Annotated in this window: 15 protein-coding genes and 1 pseudogene; 2 read left to right on the top strand and 14 right to left on the bottom strand. The window is 67.8% G+C overall.

Going from position 1 to position 21907, the window contains the following annotated elements; all coding sequences use genetic code 11:
• The 14 genes and pseudogenes from AC1DXX_RS29470 to sctV all read right to left on the bottom strand — a co-directional run.
• Positions 1-7623: pseudogene (locus AC1DXX_RS29470) on the bottom strand (hypothetical protein); the annotation flags it as partial.
• A 34-nt stretch (positions 7624-7657) separates the two neighbouring features.
• Positions 7658-8689, bottom strand: coding sequence for an EscU/YscU/HrcU family type III secretion system export apparatus switch protein (locus tag AC1DXX_RS29465; protein WP_478137746.1), 1032 nt, complete (start codon positions 8687-8689; stop codon positions 7658-7660).
• A gap of 10 nt (positions 8690-8699) precedes the next feature.
• Positions 8700-9479 (bottom strand): type III secretion system export apparatus subunit SctT, encoded by a 780-nt coding sequence (sctT, locus tag AC1DXX_RS29460; protein ID WP_478137745.1) that lies wholly within the window; start codon positions 9477-9479, stop codon positions 8700-8702.
• A 13-nt stretch (positions 9480-9492) separates the two neighbouring features.
• Positions 9493-9978 (bottom strand): serine kinase, encoded by a 486-nt coding sequence (locus tag AC1DXX_RS29455; protein WP_478137744.1) that lies wholly within the window; start codon positions 9976-9978, stop codon positions 9493-9495.
• Positions 9975-11333 (bottom strand): FliI/YscN family ATPase, encoded by a 1359-nt coding sequence (locus AC1DXX_RS29450; protein ID WP_478137743.1) that lies wholly within the window; start codon positions 11331-11333, stop codon positions 9975-9977. The genes AC1DXX_RS29455 and AC1DXX_RS29450 overlap by 4 nt, the downstream gene beginning before the upstream one ends.
• Complete coding sequence (sctL, locus tag AC1DXX_RS29445) at positions 11330-11968, bottom strand: type III secretion system stator protein SctL (protein WP_478137742.1); 639 nt, start codon at positions 11966-11968, stop codon at positions 11330-11332. Before sctL ends, AC1DXX_RS29450 begins: the two co-directional genes overlap by 4 nt.
• Positions 11950-12660: a type III secretion system protein gene (locus AC1DXX_RS29440; RefSeq protein WP_478137741.1), complete on the bottom strand. Its 711-nt coding sequence runs from the start codon at positions 12658-12660 to the stop codon at positions 11950-11952. Before AC1DXX_RS29440 ends, sctL begins: the two co-directional genes overlap by 19 nt.
• Before the next feature lie 9 nt (positions 12661-12669).
• Complete coding sequence (gene sctJ, locus AC1DXX_RS29435; RefSeq protein ID WP_478137740.1) at positions 12670-13446, bottom strand: type III secretion system inner membrane ring lipoprotein SctJ; 777 nt, start codon at positions 13444-13446, stop codon at positions 12670-12672.
• Positions 13443-13871, bottom strand: a complete 429-nt coding sequence (locus tag AC1DXX_RS29430; RefSeq protein WP_478137739.1) for a hypothetical protein — start codon at positions 13869-13871, stop codon at positions 13443-13445. Before AC1DXX_RS29430 ends, sctJ begins: the two co-directional genes overlap by 4 nt.
• Positions 13872-13938: 67 nt before the next feature.
• Positions 13939-14142: a hypothetical protein gene (locus tag AC1DXX_RS29425; RefSeq protein WP_007834711.1), complete on the bottom strand. Its 204-nt coding sequence runs from the start codon at positions 14140-14142 to the stop codon at positions 13939-13941.
• A gap of 142 nt (positions 14143-14284) precedes the next feature.
• Complete coding sequence (locus AC1DXX_RS29420; RefSeq protein WP_478137738.1) at positions 14285-15460, bottom strand: FHA domain-containing protein; 1176 nt, start codon at positions 15458-15460, stop codon at positions 14285-14287.
• A gap of 2 nt (positions 15461-15462) precedes the next feature.
• Positions 15463-17235: a type III secretion system outer membrane ring subunit SctC gene (sctC, locus tag AC1DXX_RS29415; RefSeq protein WP_478137737.1), complete on the bottom strand. Its 1773-nt coding sequence runs from the start codon at positions 17233-17235 to the stop codon at positions 15463-15465.
• Positions 17236-17243: 8 nt separating this feature from the next.
• Positions 17244-17510 (bottom strand): type III secretion system export apparatus subunit SctS, encoded by a 267-nt coding sequence (sctS, locus tag AC1DXX_RS29410; RefSeq protein ID WP_478137736.1) that lies wholly within the window; start codon positions 17508-17510, stop codon positions 17244-17246.
• Positions 17511-17555: 45 nt separating this feature from the next.
• Positions 17556-19628 carry a type III secretion system export apparatus subunit SctV gene (gene sctV / locus AC1DXX_RS29405; protein WP_478137747.1) on the bottom strand — a complete coding sequence of 691 codons (2073 nt, stop codon included), beginning with the start codon at positions 19626-19628 and terminating at the stop codon, positions 17556-17558.
• Positions 19629-19930: 302 nt separating this feature from the next.
• Here sctV and sctQ point away from each other — a divergent pair, with 302 nt between their 5' ends.
• Positions 19931-21052, top strand: a complete 1122-nt coding sequence (gene sctQ / locus AC1DXX_RS29400; RefSeq protein WP_478137735.1) for a type III secretion system cytoplasmic ring protein SctQ — start codon at positions 19931-19933, stop codon at positions 21050-21052.
• Between the two features lie 12 nt (positions 21053-21064).
• The gene (gene sctR / locus AC1DXX_RS29395) at positions 21065-21724 is read left to right on the top strand and encodes a type III secretion system export apparatus subunit SctR (protein ID WP_478137734.1); all 660 of its coding nucleotides are present in this window, start codon (positions 21065-21067) and stop codon (positions 21722-21724) included.
• The last annotated feature ends 183 nt before the right edge of the window (positions 21725-21907 follow it).

Genomic DNA, 21907 nt, shown 5'->3' with positions numbered 1-21907 from the left:
CAGCGGCCGCGAGCCGGGCTTGCCGCCGGGCCGCAGGCCCACCAACAGGTTCACGATGTCCTCGGCCACCGGCTGGCGCAGGAACTTCGCATCGCCGATGGCGGGCTTGTCGCCGCCCATGTGCTTTTCGCGCAGCGCCGTCAGGGCCGCGCTGTCCTCGGCGCCCAGGTGGGTCTGCAGCTTGTCGAAGAAAGTGTTGAGCTGCTCGGTGCCGCCCTTCGGCACCACCGGTGTCGCGCCGGTCAGCGAGCGTTCGAGCAGCTTGGGGAACCACTTCGGCACGTCCACGGTGCGCGTCTCGTCCGGCGACACGCGGAAATCCTGCATCTGCCCCTTCTTGACCGACTTGGCAGCCGAAGGCGCATCGACGCCGAGCTGCGCGCGGAACTCCACGCTGGTGCCGAGCACGCCCACGTCGAACAGCGTGGGCAGCGCGGCCACCGCGGTGTAGCGCTTCGAGGTATCGGCGTTGGGCCGGCGTCCCCCGCCCGTCATGGCATCGAGCAGGTTGCCCGTGCCTACGAGGTGGTGGGGCGACGGCGGCGAGCGCTGCAGGCCGGCGGGCAAGGCACCGTAGACGACCTTCTTGACGCCGTAGATGCCACGCTGCAGGGTGCGTTCCAGTCCGTTGTCGGCAAAGATGACCCAGACGTTGCTGGTCGACTCGTTGGGCACGCGCCGCTGCTTGCCTGTCAGGTCGGTGAAGGCCTCGGCGACTGGCTTGCCCGGCACCGCCGTGCGGTGGTGGTTGCCGCCACCGTTGGGCACGAAGAAAAGCGCCTTGTCGGGGTTCACATGGCCCTGGTCGACCAGCGCCTTGAGGCCGGCCACGTCAGGCTTGGCGATGAAGTCGCGCACCGCGATGGAGACCGGGTCGTACAGCGCGCCGGGCACCCGGTCGGGCACCACGATCTGCACGCGGTACTTCGCATCGCCGAACGTCTTCTTGAACTGCTCGAAGAAGCGCGTGGGCACCACGTCGCCCTCGCCGATCACGTCGTTCAGCAGCATCTGCGAGCGCCGCTCGACCGAGGGCGTGATCGGCAAGGGATTGCCGACCAGTTTCTTGACGATCGGCAGCAGCGGCGCGAAGCGGAAGTCCTCGATCACGCGGTCGAACATCAGGCTGCTCGGAACCTTCACGTGGCCGTCGGGCGAATCGGAAGCTTTGCCGCCGAAGAAATCCTTCTGGCCCTCGGCCAGCCTGACCTTCTCGCCGTCGAGCTTGACGCTGAGCTCCAGCTCCACCACGCGGCCCGAGCCGTCGGCGGCGGGCCCGAGGTCCTTGGCCGAGCGCAGGTTGACGCCATAGCCGGGCGTGCCCTGGCCGAACAGTTCGGTCTTGGCGGTGCGGATCAGGTCCTTCGCGAACACGGTGAAGATCGTGTCGCGCGACATCGGGCTCACGCCCCATTGCAGCATGCTGGTGCGCCGGTACTCATCGGGCCGCACGGCCACCGACAGCTCTCGGCCCAGCGCATCGCGGATCGGCACGGTGGAGCGCCAGCGGATGCTGTCCACGGCCGCGCCGGCAATGGCGCGCAGGTTGGAGCGGGTGCCGACCCCGACGCTCACCGATTGCAGGGTCGGCGATGCCAGCGGCGCGTACTCGGTCACGTTCAGGCGATTGCGCAAAGTCATGCCAAAGCGCATGTCGGTGCGCCCGGCACGCGCCGTGGCGCGCTCTGCCGCCACCACGGCCGGGTCGGGCCGGGTGCCGGAGCCGTACAGCGCCACCATCTCCGCGCCGCTGAGGTACGACATGCGCTGGTCATGGCCGTCGTAGGCCGGCCGGGCGAGCGGATCTCCGGGCACGCTCTCCTTCATGGGCTTGGTGGCCTGCACGACGATTTCCGGGCGCTTTCGGCCGGGGTTCGGATTGCGCACGATCTTGATGTCGTCGAAGCCCGCGGCGCGCAGGCGCACGCGGATGGCGTTGTCCTGCGCCTCCTCGCGGTCTTTGGCCTCCTGCGACGCGTCGCCCTTGCGCTGCACGCCGCCTTCGTTGTCGCTTTCGTTCACGGTCTTCGAGGCGGTCTTGCCCCGGGTGTTGCCAGTGCCGCTCGCGGCCACGCCCTCGGCGGCCGAAGCCACGGCCTTCTGCGTGTCGATCGCCACGCGGAACTCGACCTGCCCGCCCGGTGCCAGCGCGTCCGACGCGCGGGTCTGCGTGTCGAGGCTGGTCGCCAGGTCGTCGAGCTTGACGTCGATCAGCACCAGCTTGTCGGCATCGCGCCCCGCCAGTCCGGGCAGGTTGCCCGTGCGCGTGTTGATGGTCACCGGCTCGACGTCGATGGCGTTCGGGTCGGTGGTGTTGCGCGGCACCATGGGCTGCTGGTTGGCGGCCTCGTTGCGCGCCTGCGCCTTTGCCCGCTCGCGGGCGGCCATCATCGGGTGCAGCGCGATGTTGTTGAGCGTGCCCGGCAGGGCCTGCATCGAGGCGGCGATGAACTCGCCCTTGTTCATGAGCCGGCCCTCGTTCAGGTACGAGATGAGTTCGCCGGTGCCGATCGATCCCACGCCGTCGGTCACGAACTGGCCGGAGAAGCCGGCATAGGACATCTTCTGCGGATTTGGAGCGACGTTCGTGCCGGCGCTTGTTGTCGCGTTCGTCGTCGCGTTGGAGGTCGCGTTCGTCGCCGCGTTGGAGGTCGCGTTCGTCGCCGCGTTGGAGGTCGCATTCGTCGCCGCTTTGGTGGCCGCGTCTGTCGCCGCTTTGGTGGCCGCATCGGTGGCCGCGTTCGTCGCCGCATCGGTAGCCGCGTTCGTCGCCGCATTGGTGGCCGCGTTCGTCGCCGCGTTGGTGGCCGCGTTCGTCGCCGCGTTGGTGGCCACGTTCGTCGCCGCATTGGTGACCACGTCCGTCGCCGCATTGGTGGCCGCGTTCGTCGCCGCGTTGGTGGCCGCATTCGTCGCCGCATTGGTGGCCGCATTCGTCGCCGCATTGGTGGCCGCGTTCGTCGCCGCGTTGGTGGCCACGTTCGTCGCCGCATTGGTGGCCGCATTCGTCGCCGCATTGGTGGCCACGTTCGTCGCCGCGTTGGTGGCCGCGTTCGTCGCCGCGTTGGTGGCCGCGTTCGTCGCCGCATTGGTGGCCACGTTCGTCGCCGCGTTGGTGGCCACGTTCGTCGCCGCGTTGGTGGCCACGTTCGTCGCCGCGTTGGTGGCCGCGTTCGTCGCCGCGTTGGTGGCCGCATTCGTCGCCGCGTTGGTGGCCGCATTCGTCGCCGCGTTGGTGGCCGCATTCGTCGCCGCGTCCGTCGTTGCGTTGGTGGCCGCGTTCGTCGTTGCGTTGCCTGCATTGGTCGCCGCGGCCGGCGCCACCTTCCACAGCGGGATCGCCCCCGAAACCCCGCCCGTGAGCGGCGCGCTCGCCAGCCCCGCCGCCGAACTGACGAAGGTGGCGCCGATGCGCTTGTTGCCCTCTTCGGTGCCCCATTGCCCGTCGAGCCCGACGCGCCCGCTTTCCACCGCCACGCGGCCGACGCCGTCCACGGCCTGCGAGGTCAAGCCGGCGCGCGCACCGACCATCGCGCGGCCGCCGATGTTGAGCACGCCCTCGCTCTTGACGAACGCCTCCTTGGCCAGCAGCTTGGCGCCCACCGAAGCGCTGGTCTTGATGCCCGCCCCCACGCCAGTGGCGGTGACGAGATTGCTCGCCGCGTCGACGGCCTCGTCCTTCAACGTGAACTTGACGTCCTCCCAGCTCGCATTGCCGGTCAGCGCCTTGCCTTCCAGCGTCCAGATCGACGTGTGGCCGTCGGCGTAGATATCGCGCCCCTGCGCGGCGGCGACGACGTCGCCCGTGGTGTCCCAGACCTCGCTGACCAGCATCGCCGCGCCGAAGCCCACGGCCACGTTGCCGCCCGAGGCGATGGTCGCGGCAATGCCCGCGGCGGCGGTGACCGTCATGCGCACCGCCTCGTCGACCACGCTCCAGGTGCCGTCGGCGTCCTGCACCTTCTGCGCCAGTTCGGCCGACTTCACGTCGTAGGCGTCCATCAGGGCGTCTTCCTGGCTCGCATACTCGGAGACCGAGATCTTCCCCGCGGCCAGGTCGCGGCGCAGCTGGTTCGACTTGTCGAGCTGGTCCTGCGTGTAGTCCTTGGCATCGTCGGCGGAATCCCCGAACATCGCGCCCCATGCGTCGCGCACGAACGTGTGCTTTTCAATGCCCTTGTTGATGCCGTCCAGGTCCTTCTTCATCTGCGTGCCGTCCTGGTCGCCCTCACCCAGCAACTTGCCCTCGACGTCGTAGTACATGCTCTTGGCCGACTGCAGCTGCTGCCCCTGCTCGCTGGGCGACAGCAGCTCGTAGATCCGCAGGCTGCGGTAGTCTGCGGCTCGCTCGCTGCGCATCTGCTTGTCGGTGCCCAGCAGGTCGAGCTTGGCCTGGAGGTCGGGGTTGCGCTGCCCCCAATCCCGGATGTAGGCGTCGACCACCTTCGCCTTTTCGTGCAGGGCCTGCTCGGACAGGTTCTTGATCGTCGACTTCAGCTCGGCGATGGACTTGCTGTTGTCCTGCGCGTACTTGTCGTCGGCCTCTTTCATCTCCTTGGTATCGGCCCGGTCGGGCGCGGAAATGGTCTGCAGGTACTGCGTGTACTTCTTGTCCGCGCCGATCTGCAGTTCCTTGATCTGGCCGTCGGTCACGCCCTTCTTCAATGCGTCGAGGTGGGCCTGGTCCTCCTCCTTGCCGGGGCCCTTGAAGTTCTCGGAGAGCAGCGTGGGGTTGGCCTTGACCCAGGCGTCCTTCTTCTGCTGCAGGCGATCGAGGTCGCCCTGCGTCAGGTGAACGCCGGCCTTGGTGCTCGCGCTCATCGCGTCGTCGTAGCGCAGGTCGGAGGAGAGCGCTTCGTCGCTGGCCTTGTTGCGGGCCTGCCAGGCGTTGCGCGCGGGGCGCCCCTCGGGCGGGAGGTATTCGTCGCCATACTTGTCCATGTCCTTCTGCTGGTAGACGAAGGCCTTCCAGGCCTCATCGTTCTCCTGCGTCGAATCCATGAACATGCGCGTCGTGGGCACCTGGCCCTCGGCCTTCATCTTCTCGGCCGTCTTCTTGTCGATGCCCTGCCACATCCAGACGTCTTTTTTCCACTTCTGGAACTCGGTCTGCAGGTTGGTGTCGGCCGTGGTCTTGGCGGTGTCCTTGATCTGCTTGTCGAGGCCGGCCTTGGCCAGCGTCACGTCCTTGTTGGCCACGTCGACGAGCCGGTCGACGTTGTCCAGCGCCGCGAGCTTGATGCCCAGCACATCGGCCGCATCGGCCTTTTCCTTGCTGCCCGGGCGCGCGTACGAATGGTTCTGGTAGGCGATGGCGGCCTGTTCGTCGAGCACCACCTGCTGGCGCTTGGTGAGCGCGGCCGTGACCTGGGTGTTGGCGACCGTGACCTCGCCCTTGGCGGCGTTCTGCTGGTCGACCAGCGCCTTGCGCTGCGCGCGCAGGTCGGTCGTCGACTCGCCCATGCGGTTGTAGAGGCGGATGTTCTTGTCGATGTCGGCGATCTGCGTGTCGTAGCTGGCGGCAAAGTCGGCCTTGTTCTCGGCCTGCTTCTGCAGGTAGGCCAGCCCGCCGCTCTTGTCCACGACCTCCACCTGGTCGGTCTCGGGGTTCTTCTCGTGGACCTTGTACGTCGACTTCTCGTCGATGACCTGCCGGTTGATGTCGTCGTGCTGCCAGTCGTGCGACTCGACCACCACGCGGTCGCTGACCGGGTCGTACATCGTGCGCGTCTCGACGTCGCCGTTGTCGGAGGTGGGCTTGGTCACTTCCACCGTGCCCGCGGGCAGCGATGCCAGCACCTGGTCTTCGGTCAGGCCCATGCTCCTGGCCACTTCGGCCAGGGGTTTCCCGTCTTCGAAGATCGCCTTGCGCGCGGTTTCCCCTGTGCCGCTCTTGTCGTCGGGTTTGCCTTCGAGCACGGTGCGGTGCCCGCCTGCCGTGGTGGCCACTGCCTGCACGGTGCCGTCGCTGGCGACGGTTCTCTCCAGTGTCGAGCCGTCCTTGTTGAAGGTCTTCACGGTGGTGCTCACGTCCGACACCACCATTTCCTGGCCCGGCTCGAGCGGCTTGCCGTAGTCGACCGTGGGGTTCAGCGTGAACAGCTGTTCGGGTTTCAGGCCCGCGGCCTCGGCCACGTCGAGGTAGCCCTCGCCCTCCTCTACCGTGCGCGTGAGCTTGGTTCCGGTCAGCGAGACCGTGGTGTCGGTGCGCAGCCCGTTCTTGTCGACCACGCTCTCGGTGCGCGTGCCGGCCTTGGGGTCGACCGTCGTGGTGGTCGTGTCACCGGTCTTGGCGTCCTTTGTGACGTGGATGTAGCGCCCGTTGCCGTCTTCCGCGGCCTCGATGGTCCTCGTGCCGCCGGGCGCGGTGGGATCGGTGATGCTGCCTTTCACCGTCACGGTCGCGTGCTCCGTGTCGTGCGTGTAGGCGAGCGAGGCATCGCCCTTCTTGACGGTGGTGACCTGCACGTCGGTGCTGGGCCTGCTCGATTCGATCCTGATGCCCGCCGCCTTGGCCTCCGCGATCACCTTGTCGACCCCGATGTTCCGGTCTTTCGCGATCTGTTCGACGCTCTTGCCGTCCGCAATGGCGGAGAGCGTCTTGTTGACTTCGGGCGACACCGCGGGCGGCTTGGTCAGCACGGACGCAAATGGACTGGTCGATGTCGTGGTGGCGGTGGGCGCCAGCGGCAGGGTCGTGGCGTTCGACGCCGTGAACGTCGGGGAGAGAAAGATGCTGTTCGGGCCCGCTGCCGGGCGGGGCGACACCTGCAGCAGTTGGAGCAACGGCGAATGCAGCGGGTCTGTTCCGATCTGCGCGGTCTGTTCCGGTGACAGCGGCTTCAAGGGAGACGGTGGCGTGGGCAGGCTGCCGTAGAACTCCGTCTGCGCCCCGGTGCCGACGGCATCGGTGAACTTCTTGCTGGCTGCGTTGGCATCGGCCCGCAGCGTGGTCGCGTTGGTCTGCGCATCCTTGAGCGCGGTGCGTTCCTCGTCGGTGATGACGGACTGCGGCTTGCTCGCCGGCGGCGTCAGCTCGACGACCTTGGCTTCCGCGTCCTGCGCCTTGACGTCCTTCTCCTGCGCGTCGAGAGAGAGTTTCGAAAGTTCGTTGGTCTTCTGCGCACCGTCACAGTCGGTCTGGGCGTCCTGCACCTTCTTGTCGGTGGCCTCGGAGGCCTTGGCCTCGGGGCTTTTCTGCTGTTCCTTCTTCTGATCGATCTTGGCCTTGAGCAGCGTCAGGTCCTTGTCATTCAGGTTGGCTTCCGCGCTTGCCGTCTTGGCACGTGCGTCTTCGAGCCCGGCGTCCTGCTGGGCCTTCTTGGCCTTGTTGGCATCGGCCAGGTCCTTGGATTTCTGCGCCTGCACCTCCATGGCCTTGGCGTGGTCCTTGGCCTCCTGGGCCTTGCGCTCCGCCTCGATGGCGCGCTTGCGCGCCTCCTCGGCCTGCCGCTGTGCCTCCTGGATCTTTGCGAGCAGCTCTTCCAACTGGCGCTGCAGTTCCCGTGCGCGCGCCGCTGCATCCGACTCGGCCGAACTCGCGGGCTGCTGTGCCTGGTTCACAGGGTTGGGAACGTTCACCGGCACGCGTACGCTGCCGCCACCATCCGCTATCAGAACCATGGGGTGTTCCTTTCGGTCATCGGTTTTTCAAGATTCATTCGCTGCCCTGCGCCCAGCGCAGCAGCTTGGCCACGGGCGCATACAGCGCGCGCGGGATCGGCTGGTCTTCGGGCACTTCGTCGTAGATGCGCTCTGCCAGCGCGGGCTCGAATTCGGTCGGAATCAGCCCTTCGCTCGCAAAGCGCCGGATCTGCGCGGCCACCTCGCCCTCCCCGCGCGCGATCACGCGCGGCAGGTCGGTTTCGCCGAGGTATTGCAGCGCGACGGCGACGCGCGGCGAATGGATCACGGCCGACGCCGCGCGCACCCTGTCGTTGAGGCTCGCGTACACCGCCTCGAAATGGGCCGAACGCCGGCGCGAGCGGTTGATGGGGTCGCCCTCCATCTCCTTGTATTCCTGGCGGATCTCCTCGATGGACATCCGCTGCTTCTTCATGAACTCGTGGTGCTCGTGCACATAGTCGACCGCGGCCATCACCGCGTAGATCACCACCGCCCAGCCGAAGGCGACCAGCACCATGTGGGCGGCAGCCGTCATGATTCCTTCGGGCCGCGCATAGCCCAGCTTGAGGGCGGTGTCGACGAAGCCGCGCACCACCACGAACATCAGCATGCCGAGCAGTGCGGTCTTGGTGCACATCTTCAGCAGGTTGATGAGGCTGCGCGTCGAGAAGATGCGCGTCAGGCCCTCGGCCGGGTTCATGCGGTTCACGTCGGGCTTGATGCGCTCCCAGGCCGCCACGCCGCCGACCTGGAACAGCGAGCCCACGATGCCTGCCGCGGCGGTGATCGCCATGATCGGCAACGTTCCCCACACCAGGGTCTCGCCGGTGTGCAGAAGCAGTTCGACAAAGCGGTCGTCGGGTGCCGTCAGCAAGGTGGTGCTGGTGGCATGCAGCCACAGCTCGCGCAGCAGGCTGTAGATGAGCTGGCCGCCCAGCCACAGCGACAGCACGACCACGATGAACACCACGGTCGAGGCCACGTCGGTGCTGAACACCACCTCGCCGCGCTTGCGTGCGTCGCGCAGGCGCTTGGCGGTCGGGGCCTGGTCTTTCTCTGCCATGTCCTGCCCGCTACAGCGTGGACCTCAGGAAATCGAGCACGCTGTTCTCCGGCCGCAGGAAGTCCTGCAGCGACTCGTACACGAAGAACAGGAACAGCAGCATCATCAGGTGCGCCAGCAGGCTCTTGAGCGGCTGCGCGAAGACGAACACGTTGAGCTGCGGCGCCACCCGGCCCACCAGGCCCACGCCCAACTCCACCAGCAGCAGCACCACGATGACGGGCGACGCCAGCTTCACGATCCACAGGAAGAGCGTGTCGCCCTGCCGGATCGCGAACTGCTCGAGCACCAGGCCCAGGTTGGGAAAGAAGGAGCCGACCGGCCAGATGCGGTAGGAGTCGACGACCACCCCGAGCATCGCGAGCAGCCCGCCCGCCGACACGAAGAGCGTGATGACCATCCAGCCCAGGAATTCGCTGGTCGCGCCGTTCTCGTGCCCGGCCACCGGATCGAAGAAGGAGGCGTTGCTGGAGCCGGTCTGGAAATCGATCAGGTCGCCGACGCTCTGGATGGCCCAGATGAAGATGCCGAAGCCCAGGCCCAGCAGCACCCCGATCAGGGCCTCCTTGCCGGCGATGAACACCCAGGTGGCCATCGATGCGGCCGGCACCTCGCCCGCCACCGGCGACATGAAGATCGCGAGCATCAGCAGGATGCCGTTGCGCACGGTGCCGGTGATCATGCCGCCGGACAGGAAGGGCACGACCGCGAAGATCGCGAACAGCCTCGGCAGCGTGAGCACGACCGCCGAGAAGAACTGCTCCATGTTGCCGAGTTCGAAGCTTTCCATGGCTGCTGCGTACCTAGGCGGGCCGGCGCATGGCCCAGGCCTGCGCGGTGCTCTCTTCGTTGGCGTCTTCGAGCCGCAGCTCCTGCAGGTGCAAACGCTCGGCGCGCGCGCGCTGCTGCATCTGCTGGGCCTTTTCGAGTTCGCCGTGGGCGGCGCGCAGTTGCCGCCGGCTTTCCTCCAGCACCTGCTCGCGCTCGGAGTGCGCCCGCGCGGCCTGCGCCGCGACCTGGCCGGCCTGCGCGATCTGCGCATCGAGCGCGCCGCTCCAGGCGCCCGCCTGGCGGAACTCCGCCACGCTGTACTGGCCGCCCGACAGCGCGCCGCGCGTGGCTTCCCAGTGCTGCAGCTTGTTCTGCACCTGTTGCTGCTGCGCGGCCTCGGCCTGCCGCAGTTGCGCCTGGCTCTCCTCGGCGGCCGCGCGGTCGCGCGCGACCACGCCCATCGCGGCGGTCTTCTGCCGCTCGCGCACGTCGGCCAGGAGCTTCCAGTCGATGCTCACCGCGCCCTCCCCGCCGCCGGTGCATAGCGCAGCAAGGCCGCCAGCGACTGGTCGAAGGGCTGGCCGGTCTTCGGCGGCTGCGACAGAAAATCGAGCATCGCCGGCCGCCCCTGGATCGCCTCGTCGGCCAGCGCATCGCTGCCCGGCTTGTACTCGCCGATCTGCACCAGCAGCTCCATCTCCTGGTACTTGGCCAGCAGGCTGCGAAAGTGCGCGGCCGCCGCGCCATGCTCGCGCGAGGTCACCAGCGGCATCACGCGGCTGATGCTGGCCAGCACGTCGATGGCCGGATAGCGGTTGGCCGCCGCGATCTTGCGCGACAGCACGATGTGGCCGTCGAGGATGGAGCGCACCTCTTCGGCGATCGGGTCGTTCTCTTCGTCGCCCTCGGTCAGCACCGAGTACACGGCCGTGATGGAGCCGGTCTTGCCCTGCCCCGCGCGCTCCAGCAGCTGCGGCAGCATCGAGAAGATCGAAGGCGGGTAGCTGCGCCGCGTCGGCGGCTCTCCGCTCGCAAGGCCGATCTCGCGCTGCGCGCGCGCAAAACGCGTGAGCGAATCGACCAGCAGCAGCACCTTCTTGCCCTGGTCGCGGAAGTGCTCGGCGATGGTGGTCGCCACATAGGCCGACTTGATGCGCTCCATCGGCGGCCGGTCGGAGGTGGAGACCACCATCACGGTCTTGGCCAGGCCCTCGGGGCCGAGGTTGTGCTCGATGAACTCCTTCACCTCGCGCCCGCGCTCGCCGATCAGCGCGATCACGTTGACCTCGGCCGTCGATCCGCGCGCCAGCATGCCAAGCAAGGTGCTTTTGCCGACGCCGGGCGGCGCGAACACACCCACGCGCTGGCCTTCGCCCAGCGTCAGCAGCATGTCGACGGCGCGGATGCCGGTGGCCAGCGGCGCGTCGATCATGCGCCGCGCGAGCGGGCTCACCGGCTCGCGGTGCACCGGCAGCCGCGTGTGGGTGGCGAGCGGGCCGAGTTCGTCGATGGGCTGGCCCAGCGCGTCGAGGACGCGGCCCAGCAGGCCGGCACCCACCGGGCAGACGTGGCCGCGCCCCGTCGGCACCACCTCGGTCAGCGCCGAGATGCCGGTGATCGGACCGAGCGGCGTGAGGATGGCCGTGTTGCCGCGAAAGCCCACCACCTCGGCCAGCAGCGGCGGCTCACCCGGCGTGACCAGCTCGCACAGCTCGCCCACGTGGGCCTGGATGCCGGTGGCGTCGATCAGCATGCCGACCGCCTTGCTCACGCGCCCGCGCATGGCCACCGGCATCACGCGACCGAAGACCTGCTCCAGGTCGGCCACGATGCCCAGCGCCGCGTCGGACGCGATCGACTGCGGCGCACTCATCGCTTCGCCTCCGCGCCATCGACCGCACCGCCGCGCTCGACCGCGCGCCGGAAGGCTTCGAGCTGCGCATCGACGCCGAGCTCGAGCGTGCCCGATGCGGTCTGCACCACGCAGGCGCCGATGGCCAGCGCCGGGTCGACCACGACGCTCACCGTCATGTTCCATTGCGCCTCGGCCCGCAGCCGGGCCAGCACCTCGCGCATGGAGGCCTCCTGCGCGGGCGCCACGCGCACGCTGATGAAGGGTTCGCTGCGGATCAGCGTGTCGACCCGCAGCAAGGCGGCTTCGAACAGCGCCTCGGGCCGGGCATCGGCGATGAACTTGCCCACGGCCTTGACCACGATCTGCGCCATCGCGCTGCGCAGCGAATGCAGCTGCCGCTCGGCGGCCATGGTCTCGGACACCAGCTGCCGCGCGTACTCGGCCTTGGCGCGCTTCAGCCCTTCCTCGTAGCCCTGGCGGCGGCTCGCCTCGGCGTCGTGAAGGGCCTGCTGGGTGATGCGGCGCGCTTCCTGGCGCGCGGTGTCCACCACGGCCGATGCGTCGAGCAACGCCGCGTATTCGTTCTCCTTCAACACCTTGCGCTCGCTCAGGAGCTGCAGGTTGTCGGTGGTGATCAGAAAAGCCAGTCCCATTGCGGCAGTCTTTCGGGAACGATGCACGAGAGCATCAGTTCGTTGAGTTGCAGGGCCTGGCGCGGCTCGAAGCTCGGCACGCTCAAGGCGGAGATGCGCCGCGGCAGCTTGTGCTTCAGGCGTTGGAGCACGAGCTCCCCTTCGGACGCGGCCGCGCCCAGCAGCAGGCGGTAGCCGCGGTCGAGCACCACGCGGCCGGTCGCGATGGGCCGCTGCTGCACCACGGCGCTGTCCATGCGCAGCTCGGTGAGCTGGGGCACGCGATCGAGCACGAAGTCGACGGCGTCGCGGTCGATGCGGCGCGCCTGACGGCGGATCTGCAGGCCCGCCCCACCGCGCACCTTGAAGAGCGGCAGGTGCGCGCAGAAGCCGAGGTAGGCCGCGAGACGGCGCAGCGATGCGGCATCGAGCAGCGCCAGCCGCTTGAGCCGCGAGTCGAAGTTGTAGTCGGCCGCCGCATGCGGCTGCGCATGGCCCGGCGCCTGTCCGCGCCGCAGCAGCTCGGCCAGCACGGCACGGCCCGCAGGCCCCATGCGCGCCACCGAGCGATGTCGTGCCGGCCAGTTCGCCGGCAGCCAGCTCGGATGCAGATCGGCCTCGGGATGCAGGTTGAAGCGCATCACCAGGCGCACCAGGTCCATCGGGCCGGGCATGGCCGTGGCGGGGGGTGGCGCGGTGGTCGGTGCGGCCATGGCGTGCGGTCAGCGCTTGAGCACCTGCCGGCGCATCCAGGTGCGCCAGTCCTGGCCCTGGCGGCGCAACAGGGCCGGCAGCGCCATGAGGCAGATGGCGGCCAGCAACAGCAGGCCCAGCAGCACCATCGCTGTCTGCGTCGAGAACAGGCCGAGCACCATCGGCGAGCCGGCCGCGGCGCCCGCGGAGCTTGCGCGCGATATACGGCGAGCCTCGAACAGCGACAGCGACACCTGGTCGTGCGTGAGCCCTTCGATGCTGTGCGCCACCATGTCCTTCACTGCCGGTGCGAGCAGGCGCAGGTCGACATCGGGCCGGTGCTTGATGAACACCGCGGCGGACGACGGCCGGATCTTCTCGCTCAGCGGGTCATTGGCCGGAATGACCACGTGCACCCGCGCGTCCACCACGCCATCGATGCTGCGCAGGGTCTGCGACAGCTCCTGCGACATGGCGTAGATGTAGCGCATGCGTTCCTCGGAAGGCGTGGACACCAGGCCCTGCTTCTGGAACACCTCGCCCATGCTCACGTAGCGCTCGGCCGGCAGGCCCTGCACCCGCAGCAGGTCCAGCGCCTGGCTCAGGCGGTCTTCCTCCACCTCGACCTGCCAGTTGCTGCCTTCGAGCTTTGTCTTGGTCGCAGCGATGCCGTCGTTCGACAGGGCGGCGACGATCTCGTTGGCCTCCTGCTCCTTGAGGTTGGAATAGAGCGCGACCTTGCAGCCCGCCAGTGCCAGCAACAGCACGAGCGCGGCAAGCCAGCGCAGGCGTGGAGGCATCCTCATTGCTGGTTCTTCAGCAGGCTGCCGAACAGGCTGGTCGCGGCGCTGGCCAGCCCGGTGGAAATATGCATTCGCGCGAACATCATGTTCGCTTCCATGGCGTGATCGGTCATCACGAACATGGTCTTGATGGGGTCCGCGAAATCGATGGACTCGAGCATGCTCTTGCGCATGTCCTCCATGGAGCGCACGTTGCCCGACAACTGCGCGGCCAGCGACTTGGCCGCATCGCCTATCGCGCTCGGCGCGCTCGTCCCGGCCGGTGCCCGCACGCCCTGCATCATGTTGGCGAACATGCGCGTCTCGCCCGGCTCGAAGCGCGACGGGCTCACCGTCTGCTGCGCCGGAGCGGCGTTGGCGGATGCAGCGGATGCAGCGACTTCCGGTGGCGGTGCGCTGAGGGCTGCCGACGCAATGGGATCGGTCATGGTTCACTCTCCTCGGAAAGAAAAAAAGGGCCGCGCGAAGCCCGTCGACTCCGCGCGTGCCTCACCGTCAGTTCTGCTTGGCGGACTGGCGGATGTCGTTGCCGGTGGACTTCGCCACTTCGGTGCCGGCGGCGTTGGCGCCGTTGACCGTCTGTGCCGTCGCTGCTGCGCCGGAGATGGTCGCGCCCGCAGCCATGCTGACGCTCATCAGGCGAGCCTGGTCGGCTGCGGCTTGCTGCATTTGCTGGATCGATGTGTCGACTGCGCTCATGGTGAAACTCCTGTCAAAGGTTGAGGTTTTTTTCAGTTGCGGATGAAAGCGCTTCGCCACTCGGCGAAGCCATTCCATGCGGCGCACCGCGGTGCGTCAGCGCATGAAATCGGGGGACGCGGGATGAAGGAAAACATGTTCTTCACCTCGCGGGTTTCTTGTTGGGCACGCCACCACTCAGCACCAGCCCATCGGCATCGATGCTCTTCAGTTCTGCGCCCGAGCGCAACACCGAGCCTTCGTAGTAGCGATTGCCGTTCGACAGCTGGATGTGGCGCAGGCCGTTGCTGTCTTCGGTGATGCTCACCATGCGCGCGGGCAGCACGCTCTGCCAGTTGTCCCACTGGGCGCGCACGTCGTCGTCCTTGTTCTCGGCCTTGGGCTTCTCGCGGTACTGCACCTTGTCGGAGACCAGCACCGAGGGATGCAGGTCCTCGCTGAGACGGCGGATCTTCTGCCGCACGGCGGCGTCCTCCACCGTGCCGGTCAGCACCAGCCGGCCCTGCCCCGTGTAGGTGACGGCCACGCCGGGATCGCCGACATAGCGGCGCGCCTGCTCGACCATGTCCTCGGCCGAATGCACGTTGACGCTGACCTTGCTGCCGAAGCGCGCCATTGCCTGCTCCAGCGTCTGCCGGCGCTGCTTCGATTCCACATAGCCCTTGACGCCGAACTGCCCGCCGGGCGCCGCGATGACCTCGACCTCGGGGAACGGCACGAGCGCCTTCTCCACCTCGGCCAGGTTCACGCTGTTGCCGTTCATCGCGCCGCCATGATCGCCGCCCAGCGCCATTGCCGCGATGCCGAGCACGGCCAGGATCGCGATCACGCCGCCGACCCACAGGCCTAGCCGCTGCGTGCCCGACGCCGGATGCCGCGCAAGCGCGCTCTCGTCCGGCAACGCGCCGTGGGCCGGCGCGAACATGCGGTCTTCCTGCGCGCGGGTGGGATAGGTGCGGTCGAGCTGGAAATCGATCTGGCCCACGCTCACGATGTCGCCCGCCACCACGCTCTTGCGCGGCTGCTGGATCTCTTCGCCGTTGAGGCGCGCCGAGGCGGTGCCCAGGCGCTGCATGGACACCACCAGCTCGCCCACGGTGAACGCAAGGTGCCGCGGCAGCACGTCGCCGCCCGGCAGCATCACCTCGCATTCGCCGCCGGAGCCCAGCACGTTGATGCCGGGCTTCAGCACGATGGTGCGGCCCTTCACCGCGCCGCTCAGGAAGCGCAGGCACCAGCCGGCGGCCTGCGCCTGCGCGGCCTGCGGGGCCGGTGCCTCGGCGCCCTGGCTGTCGTCGAACGGAATGTCGCCATTCATGTTCAGCCTCCGGGCTCGGGCAGGGGCAGCATCGGCACGGCGGCCGTGGAGCCGGGCGTGACCAGGCGCGGCGTCAGCAGGTAGAAGCGCTCCATGTTGTTCTGCTTCTTGTCGGTGTACCTGAAGAGGCCGCCGACGCCGGGAATGTCCTTCAGCAGCGGAACACCCGTGACGGCATTGCTCTTCTCTTCCGACGAGTAGCCGGCGATCAGCAGGCTCGCGCCCTCGTCCACCAGCGCCTGCGTGTTGACGGTGCGGCGGCGCACGATCGGAATCTTGTCGACGGACTGCGGGCTCAGGTCGCCGTCGACGATGTCGATGGACATCATCACGCCGCGGCCGGTCTTCTCGTCGATGATCAGCGGCGTCACGCGCACGGCGGTGCCGGCGGTGATGCTGAAGAGGCCCGCATCCTGGAAACCGTCCACCCGCACGTAGAACTCGCTGAGGTTCTCGAGCACGGCCTCGGTGTTGTCCAGCGTCATCACCTTCGGGCGCGCCACGAAATTGGCGTTGCCGTTGGTGGCCAGCGCGGTCACGCGGGCCAGCAGGTAATTGCGCGCGCTGTTGCCGATGGCGGCGGTGAACATGCCGCCCAGCGGCGTGAGCGGATTGCCCGTGCTGTCGAAGCTGCCGACCTGCCCTGCCTCGCTGCCCGTGCCGCCCCAGGTCAGCGGCCCGCGGTCGCCGCGGCCGGTCTGGAAGTCGGCATGCCGGCCGTGCAGGCGCCAGTCGATGCCCAGGCTGGTGAGGTTGTCGGAGCTGATGTCCATGATGGTCACCTCGATCTCCACCAGCCGCGGGCGGGTGTCCATCGACTCGATCAGCTTCGCGTACTGCGCCATCTTGTCGGGCATGTCGCGCACCAGCACTGCGTTCATGCGGGTGTCGGCCTGGAACTGCGGCAACTCGTTGCCCGCGACGCTCGACATGCCGCCCAGCGTGGTGGCGTCGCCGCCGGAGCCTGCGCCCGCGATGTCGATCTTGGGCGCGTTGATGGTCTCGCCGCTGCGCAGCTTGATCTGGCGGTTCGGCCCGACCGACATGGTGCCGTTCGTTCCCCGCCCGCCGGAGCCGCCGCCGCCCGACGACTGGTTGCCGGTGCTGCGGCCGTACAGGCTGCGCAACACGTTGGCCACGCCCGGAATCACCGTCTCCTTGCCGGAACGGTTGATCCGGAAATCGGAAGCCCAGGCGTACTTGAGCGGGAACAGCCGGATCTCGGCGCCCTCGGCCATCGCGGTCTTCTGGTCGGCCAGTTTCACGGCCTGGCGCACCATCTCCACGTAGCGGCGCGGGCCGGTCACGTAGACACTGGCATCGCGCTCGCTGATGCTGAGCGGGTAGCGTTCGTCGGAGATGTGCAGGCGCACCAGCGTCTCTGCGATGCGCCCGGCGTTCTCGGCCGCGATCGGCAGCACCTCGCTCTTGGCATCGGCGGCCAGGTCGACGAAGAGGAAGGCGCCGTCGAAATACCAGGTGAGCCCGTTGACCGAGCAGACGCTGTTGAGGATGTTCTTCGCCGGCCCGTCGAACTTTCCGCTGATCACGCCGTTGACCTTGGGATCGATCACCGCCGTGATGCCTTGCGACGATGCCAGCTCGCGCAGGAAATCGGGCAAAGGCTTCTCGTTGGCAATGATCTGGAAGGGCTTGTTCTGCCAGCGGAACTCTGCTGCCATGCCCTGCTGGACCAGCAGCAGCATCAGCACCGCGCAGCCCAGCAGCATGAAGGCCTGCCGGCGGACCCGAAGCATGCGGGAGACGATCGTCATCGCGGCGGTCACGACAGCGTCGTCAGCGAAAGGAAGGCGCGCTCGGCGAAGCGCATCACGTCGCGCCCCAGCCAGCCGGCCGTGACGATGATCGCCACCATCACCGCGATCAGCCGCACCGACTGGCCGATGCTCTGGTCCTGCACCTGCGTCACCGCCTGCAGCACCGCGACGACGAGCGACGACAGCGTGGCCACCACCACCACCGGCAGCGAGATCCACAGCACGAGCATGAGGCCCTCGCGCGTGATGTCCAGGATGTTCTGCGGTGTCATGGCGTATGTCGGTTCCCTCGAAAAACAGGTCTTTGTTGTCGTTCATCAATGCGCTTGGGGATTGGTGATCCAGCCCACCGGCTGCAGGGCCACGTCGTCGTCGATTTCCTGGTAGGACAGCACCGCCAGCTGCGGCGCCACCGGCTCGATCAGGTTCTTGATGTAGCGGCGCACGTCCGACGACGCGATCGCCACCACGCGGTTGGCGGTGGAGCCCAGCACGCGGCGCAGCTGCTCGCGGATGTCCTGCGTGACGGCGGGGCTCAGCAGCAGCAGGTTGCCGCGCGGCGAGCGCTCGATGGCGTTCTGCACCCGGTCCAGCAGGCTGGACTCGAACAGGATCGCCTCGAGCTGGCGGTTCGCACCGACATAGCGGCTGGTGATGTAGCGCCCGAGGTGGATGCGCACCAGCTCGGTCAGCGCAATGCCGTCCTGCTCCTTCGCGGCCCACATCGTGAGGCTCTCGAAGATGGCGTGCAGGTTGCGGATCGGAATGCCTTCCTGCAGCAGGCGGCGCAGCACCTCGGCAATGCGCTGGGCCGAAGCCACGCGCAGCACCTCGGCAGCGAGCTCGGGCGCGTCGCGCTGCACCGAGTGCAACAGGCGCTGCACTTCCTGCAGGCCGATCAGGTCCTTGACGTTGCGGCGCACGGTGTGGTCCACATGCAGGCCCACGACTTCCGCGCCGCTCCAAGTCGTCAGGCCGGGCTCCGGGCCAGGCACCCACACGACCCGCGCGAAGGGGCCGAAGGGTTCCGCGACTTCCGCGCCCGGCGGCGTCGCGGCGGCCTGCGCCGGATCGAGCAGCAGCCAGTCGGGCTTGAGCGTGCCGCGCGCCACGGCCACGTCGTGCACCAGCACCTGGTATTCGTTGTCGTCCAGGCCATCGACGTAGTTCAGCTGCAGGCGCGGAAAGATCGGCCCGAGGTCCGACTCGACCGAGTTCTTGACCAGCGACAGGTGCTGGTCGAGCACGTAGCGGTCGACCGAGCTGCGCAGGCCGGACGACAGGCGCACCGCCAGCGGCGCGGCGATGGCGTGGTCGGTGTCGGTCTCTTCGGCGGCCACGCCGCCGCCGTGCGAGATCCAGCCCGGCGTGTTGCGCTGCTGGCGCAGCATGCGCATGGCGAAGCCCAGGCCGAGCAGGATGGCGGCCAGCAGGCCGAACACCCACTTCGGAAAACCCGGCACGACGAGGAAGCTCGCCACGGCCAGGCCGGCGATGATGAGCGCGCGCGGATGCGCCATCAGCTGGTCGCCTATCTGCTGCGCGAGCTGCGAGTCGCGGCGGTCGCCGGTGCTGACCCGCGTGATGACGATGCCGGCCGCGATCGACACCAGCAGCGACGGAATCTGCGACACCATGCCGTCGCCCACCGTGAGGATGGCGTAGCGCTGCAGCGCACCGCCCAGCGTCATGTCGTGCATCAACGTGCCGATGGCSATGCCCGCCAGGATGTTGACCAGCGCGATCACGATGCTGGCAATGGCATCGCCCTTCACGAACTTCATCGCGCCGTCCATCGCGCCGTGCAGCTGGCACTCCTGCTCCAGCAGCCGGCGCTGCTTCTGCGCCTTGGCAGAAGAAAGCACACCGGCGCGCACGTCGGCGTCGATGCTCATCTGCTTGCCCGGCATCGCATCGAGCGCGAAGCGCGCCGCGACCTCGGCCACGCGCTCCGAACCCTTGGCGATCACGATGAACTGCACGATCGCGATGATCAGGAACACCACGCCGCCGACCACCACGTTGTTGCCGACGATCAGCTTGCCGAAGGTGTCGATGATGTGGCCCGCATTGGCCTGCAGCAGGATCAGCTTGGTCGATGCGATGTTGAGCGCAAGCCGGAACAAGGTGGTGAAAAGAAGCAGCGACGGAAAAGTCGACAGCGACAGCGCCGAAGGCACATACATCGCGACGATCAGCAGCACCAGGCTGATGGYCAGGTTGCTCGCGATCAGCAGGTCGAGCAGCGGCGTGGGCAGCGGCAGCACGAACAGCGCCACCACCACCACGAGCAGGCCGGCCAGCAGCAGGTCGTTGTAGCGGCCGGCGTTGCCCAGCAGGTCGCGAAAGCTGCCGCGGTACTGTTGAAGAGATCGCGAGGGACTCGCCATTGCGTCCTTGCTCAAGTGAAATTCTTGGAGTTGTTTTGTTGGATGCACATCGCCTTGCGACTGCACATCGAACGTGAAGAGCCTCACGTCGCGGTGGACTCTAAGCGCCGCCCTCCGTTCACGGCAACCACGAGTTCTCGTAAGTACGAAGGACTTGTGGCGCGCGCGGCACTACGGTTTTGCGTACTACCTGCGCCCTGCCCCTTTCGCTAAGCTGCGCCGACCCGATGCGAAGGTGTTCGCGTTGCACCAAGGTATGTAGACAGTGACAAGACGTAGCAGTTGTTCGAACGAAAGCATGCATGCCGACCCAGGCGGCTGAAGCGGTGACGGAGCTCGGCGAGGCACGCACGTTGCCTCGCGCCGATGCAGCGAATGTGCGTGCGCTGAACCGTCTCCATGCGGCGGCGCCGCTGCACGGCGTGGCGGCCAGGGGCGTGAGCTACCGGCTCGCATGGCACCACGACGCGGCCTTCGGCCACACGACACGCGAGAGCTACAGCTTCAGGCTCGGTGCACATGTCGGCCATCTCGCGATGGATGCGCCGAGCATGCAGGCCCTGCTCGGCGAGCGGCGCATCGACCTGCTGCCGCGCGACCTGCGCTACATCCTGCTGGCCGACACGCTGCACCCGGTGATCGATGCGCTCGAGAAAGCGCTGCGCCTGCATTTCGAATGGCAGCCTTCGGAAGCCGAGGCGCGGGCACCGCGCGATGCCCGCGAAACACGCGAGCAGCCGCTCCTGCATTGCGACCCCGAGCGCGCGGCCTTCTTCGTTGCCACGCCATCGGACGGCGGCGCGATGCTGCGCGGCTTCGTGCAGTTCGACGACGCCGCCACGCTCGATGCGCTCGTGCCCGCGGCCACCGGGGCCCCGCATGCCGTGCGCACCAGCGAGGCCTTCGACGCCTTGCACCTGCCGGTGAGCTTCCGGCTCGGCAGCACGCCGATCCAGCTGCGCGAGATCAGCAGCATCCGCCCCGGCGACATCGTCGGCATCGAGCAATGGAGTTCTTCGGGCGGCGGCATCGTCGTCACCGCCGAGCTGGGCGGCCCGACCGGGCTGCATCTCTCGGCCGTTGCCGAAGGCTCGCGCATCACCGTTCAGCAATCGAGAGACAGCGCCATGAAGCCAGCCACGCCCGCCGATCCTGCGGCCACCGCAGACAACAACGTCAACCTGCCGATCGACCGGCTCGATGCGCTGGAGGTGACGCTGCGCTTCGAGGTCGGCGACCTGTCGCTGTCGCTCGGCGAATTGAAGAGCATCCGCGCCGGCCATGTGTTCGACCTGGCCGAGCCGCTCAACCGAAGCCCGGTGCGCATCCTGGCGCACGGCAACGTGCTGGGCAAGGGCTACCTGGTCGCCGTGGGCGATCGCCTGGGCGTGCGCGTGTCGGAGTTCGCGCCCGGCGAAGTCTGAGCGGGGGCACCGATGCAAGGCGGAATACCGGAGCCCCTCACACTCGTCGCGGTGATGGTCGCGTTCGGCTTCGCGACCTTCGCGGCGCTGATGGTGACGAGCTACACCAAGCTGGTGATCGTGTTCGGCCTGCTGCGCACCGCACTCGGCCTGCAGCAGACGCCGCCCAACATGGTGCTGAACGGCATCGCGATCATCCTGTCGGTCTACATCATGGCGCCGGTGGGCATGGACATCGGCGACACCCTGCGCAACCGCAACTTCGGCATCAAGGGCGAGAGCATGGGCGACATCATGGCGGTGATCGATGCCGCCAAGGTGCCGGTGAAGGAGTTCCTGCAGAAGCACACGCACGAGCGCGAGCGGCAGTTCTTCCTGAAGTCGGCTTCGAACATCTGGCCCAAGGCGCGCGCCGAGCAGCTGAAGGACGACGACTTCATGGTGCTGGTGCCGAGCTTCACGCTCAGCGAGCTGACGCGTGCGTTCCAGATCGGCTTCATCATCTACCTGGTGTTCGTGGTGGTGGACCTGATCATCGCGACTGTGCTGCTTGCGCTCGGCATGTCGATGATTGCGCCGACCACCATCTCGCTGCCCTTCAAGCTGCTGCTGTTCGTGATGCTGGATGGGTGGACGCGGCTGGTGCACGGGCTGGTGCTGTCGTACCGCTGAAAAGGGACGTTGCTTTTCTGTTCGTCGTGTTGTGTTTGAGGTGCGTTGTTCGGGGCGCGCTCACGCCGACGGGGTACCTTGCTCCGCGAATGTCCCCCGGCGCGGCCTAAGGCCGCATGCCTCCTCCTTTATTTCGCTGCGCAAGGCACCCCATCGGCGTGATCGCTCAGCGCAGCAGTTGAT

It is taken from the genome of Variovorax sp. P4_B10 (assembly GCF_056402375.1).
Note: the sequence above shows the minus strand (reverse complement) of the source record. Positions and strands in the feature narration are given on the sequence as shown.

Excerpts from the sequence above, each read along its gene's own strand:
- AC1DXX_RS29465 (WP_478137746.1), bottom strand. The coding sequence starts at position 8,689 with ATGGCAGAGAAAGACCAGGCCCCGACCGCCAAGCGCCTGCGCGACGCA.
- sctT (WP_478137745.1), bottom strand. The coding sequence starts at position 9,479 with ATGGAAAGCTTCGAACTCGGCAACATGGAGCAGTTCTTCTCGGCGGTC.
- AC1DXX_RS29450 (WP_478137743.1), bottom strand. The coding sequence starts at position 11,333 with ATGAGTGCGCCGCAGTCGATCGCGTCCGACGCGGCGCTGGGCATCGTG.
- sctL (WP_478137742.1), bottom strand. The coding sequence starts at position 11,968 with ATGGGACTGGCTTTTCTGATCACCACCGACAACCTGCAGCTCCTGAGC.
- AC1DXX_RS29440 (WP_478137741.1), bottom strand. The coding sequence starts at position 12,660 with ATGGCCGCACCGACCACCGCGCCACCCCCCGCCACGGCCATGCCCGGC.
- sctJ (WP_478137740.1), bottom strand. The coding sequence starts at position 13,446 with ATGAGGATGCCTCCACGCCTGCGCTGGCTTGCCGCGCTCGTGCTGTTG.
- AC1DXX_RS29430 (WP_478137739.1), bottom strand. The coding sequence starts at position 13,871 with ATGACCGATCCCATTGCGTCGGCAGCCCTCAGCGCACCGCCACCGGAA.
- AC1DXX_RS29425 (WP_007834711.1), bottom strand. The coding sequence starts at position 14,142 with ATGAGCGCAGTCGACACATCGATCCAGCAAATGCAGCAAGCCGCAGCC.
- AC1DXX_RS29420 (WP_478137738.1), bottom strand. The coding sequence starts at position 15,460 with ATGAATGGCGACATTCCGTTCGACGACAGCCAGGGCGCCGAGGCACCG.
- sctC (WP_478137737.1), bottom strand. The coding sequence starts at position 17,235 with ATGACGATCGTCTCCCGCATGCTTCGGGTCCGCCGGCAGGCCTTCATG.
- sctS (WP_478137736.1), bottom strand. The coding sequence starts at position 17,510 with ATGACACCGCAGAACATCCTGGACATCACGCGCGAGGGCCTCATGCTC.
- sctQ (WP_478137735.1), top strand. The coding sequence starts at position 19,931 with ATGCCGACCCAGGCGGCTGAAGCGGTGACGGAGCTCGGCGAGGCACGC.
- sctR (WP_478137734.1), top strand. The coding sequence starts at position 21,065 with ATGCAAGGCGGAATACCGGAGCCCCTCACACTCGTCGCGGTGATGGTC.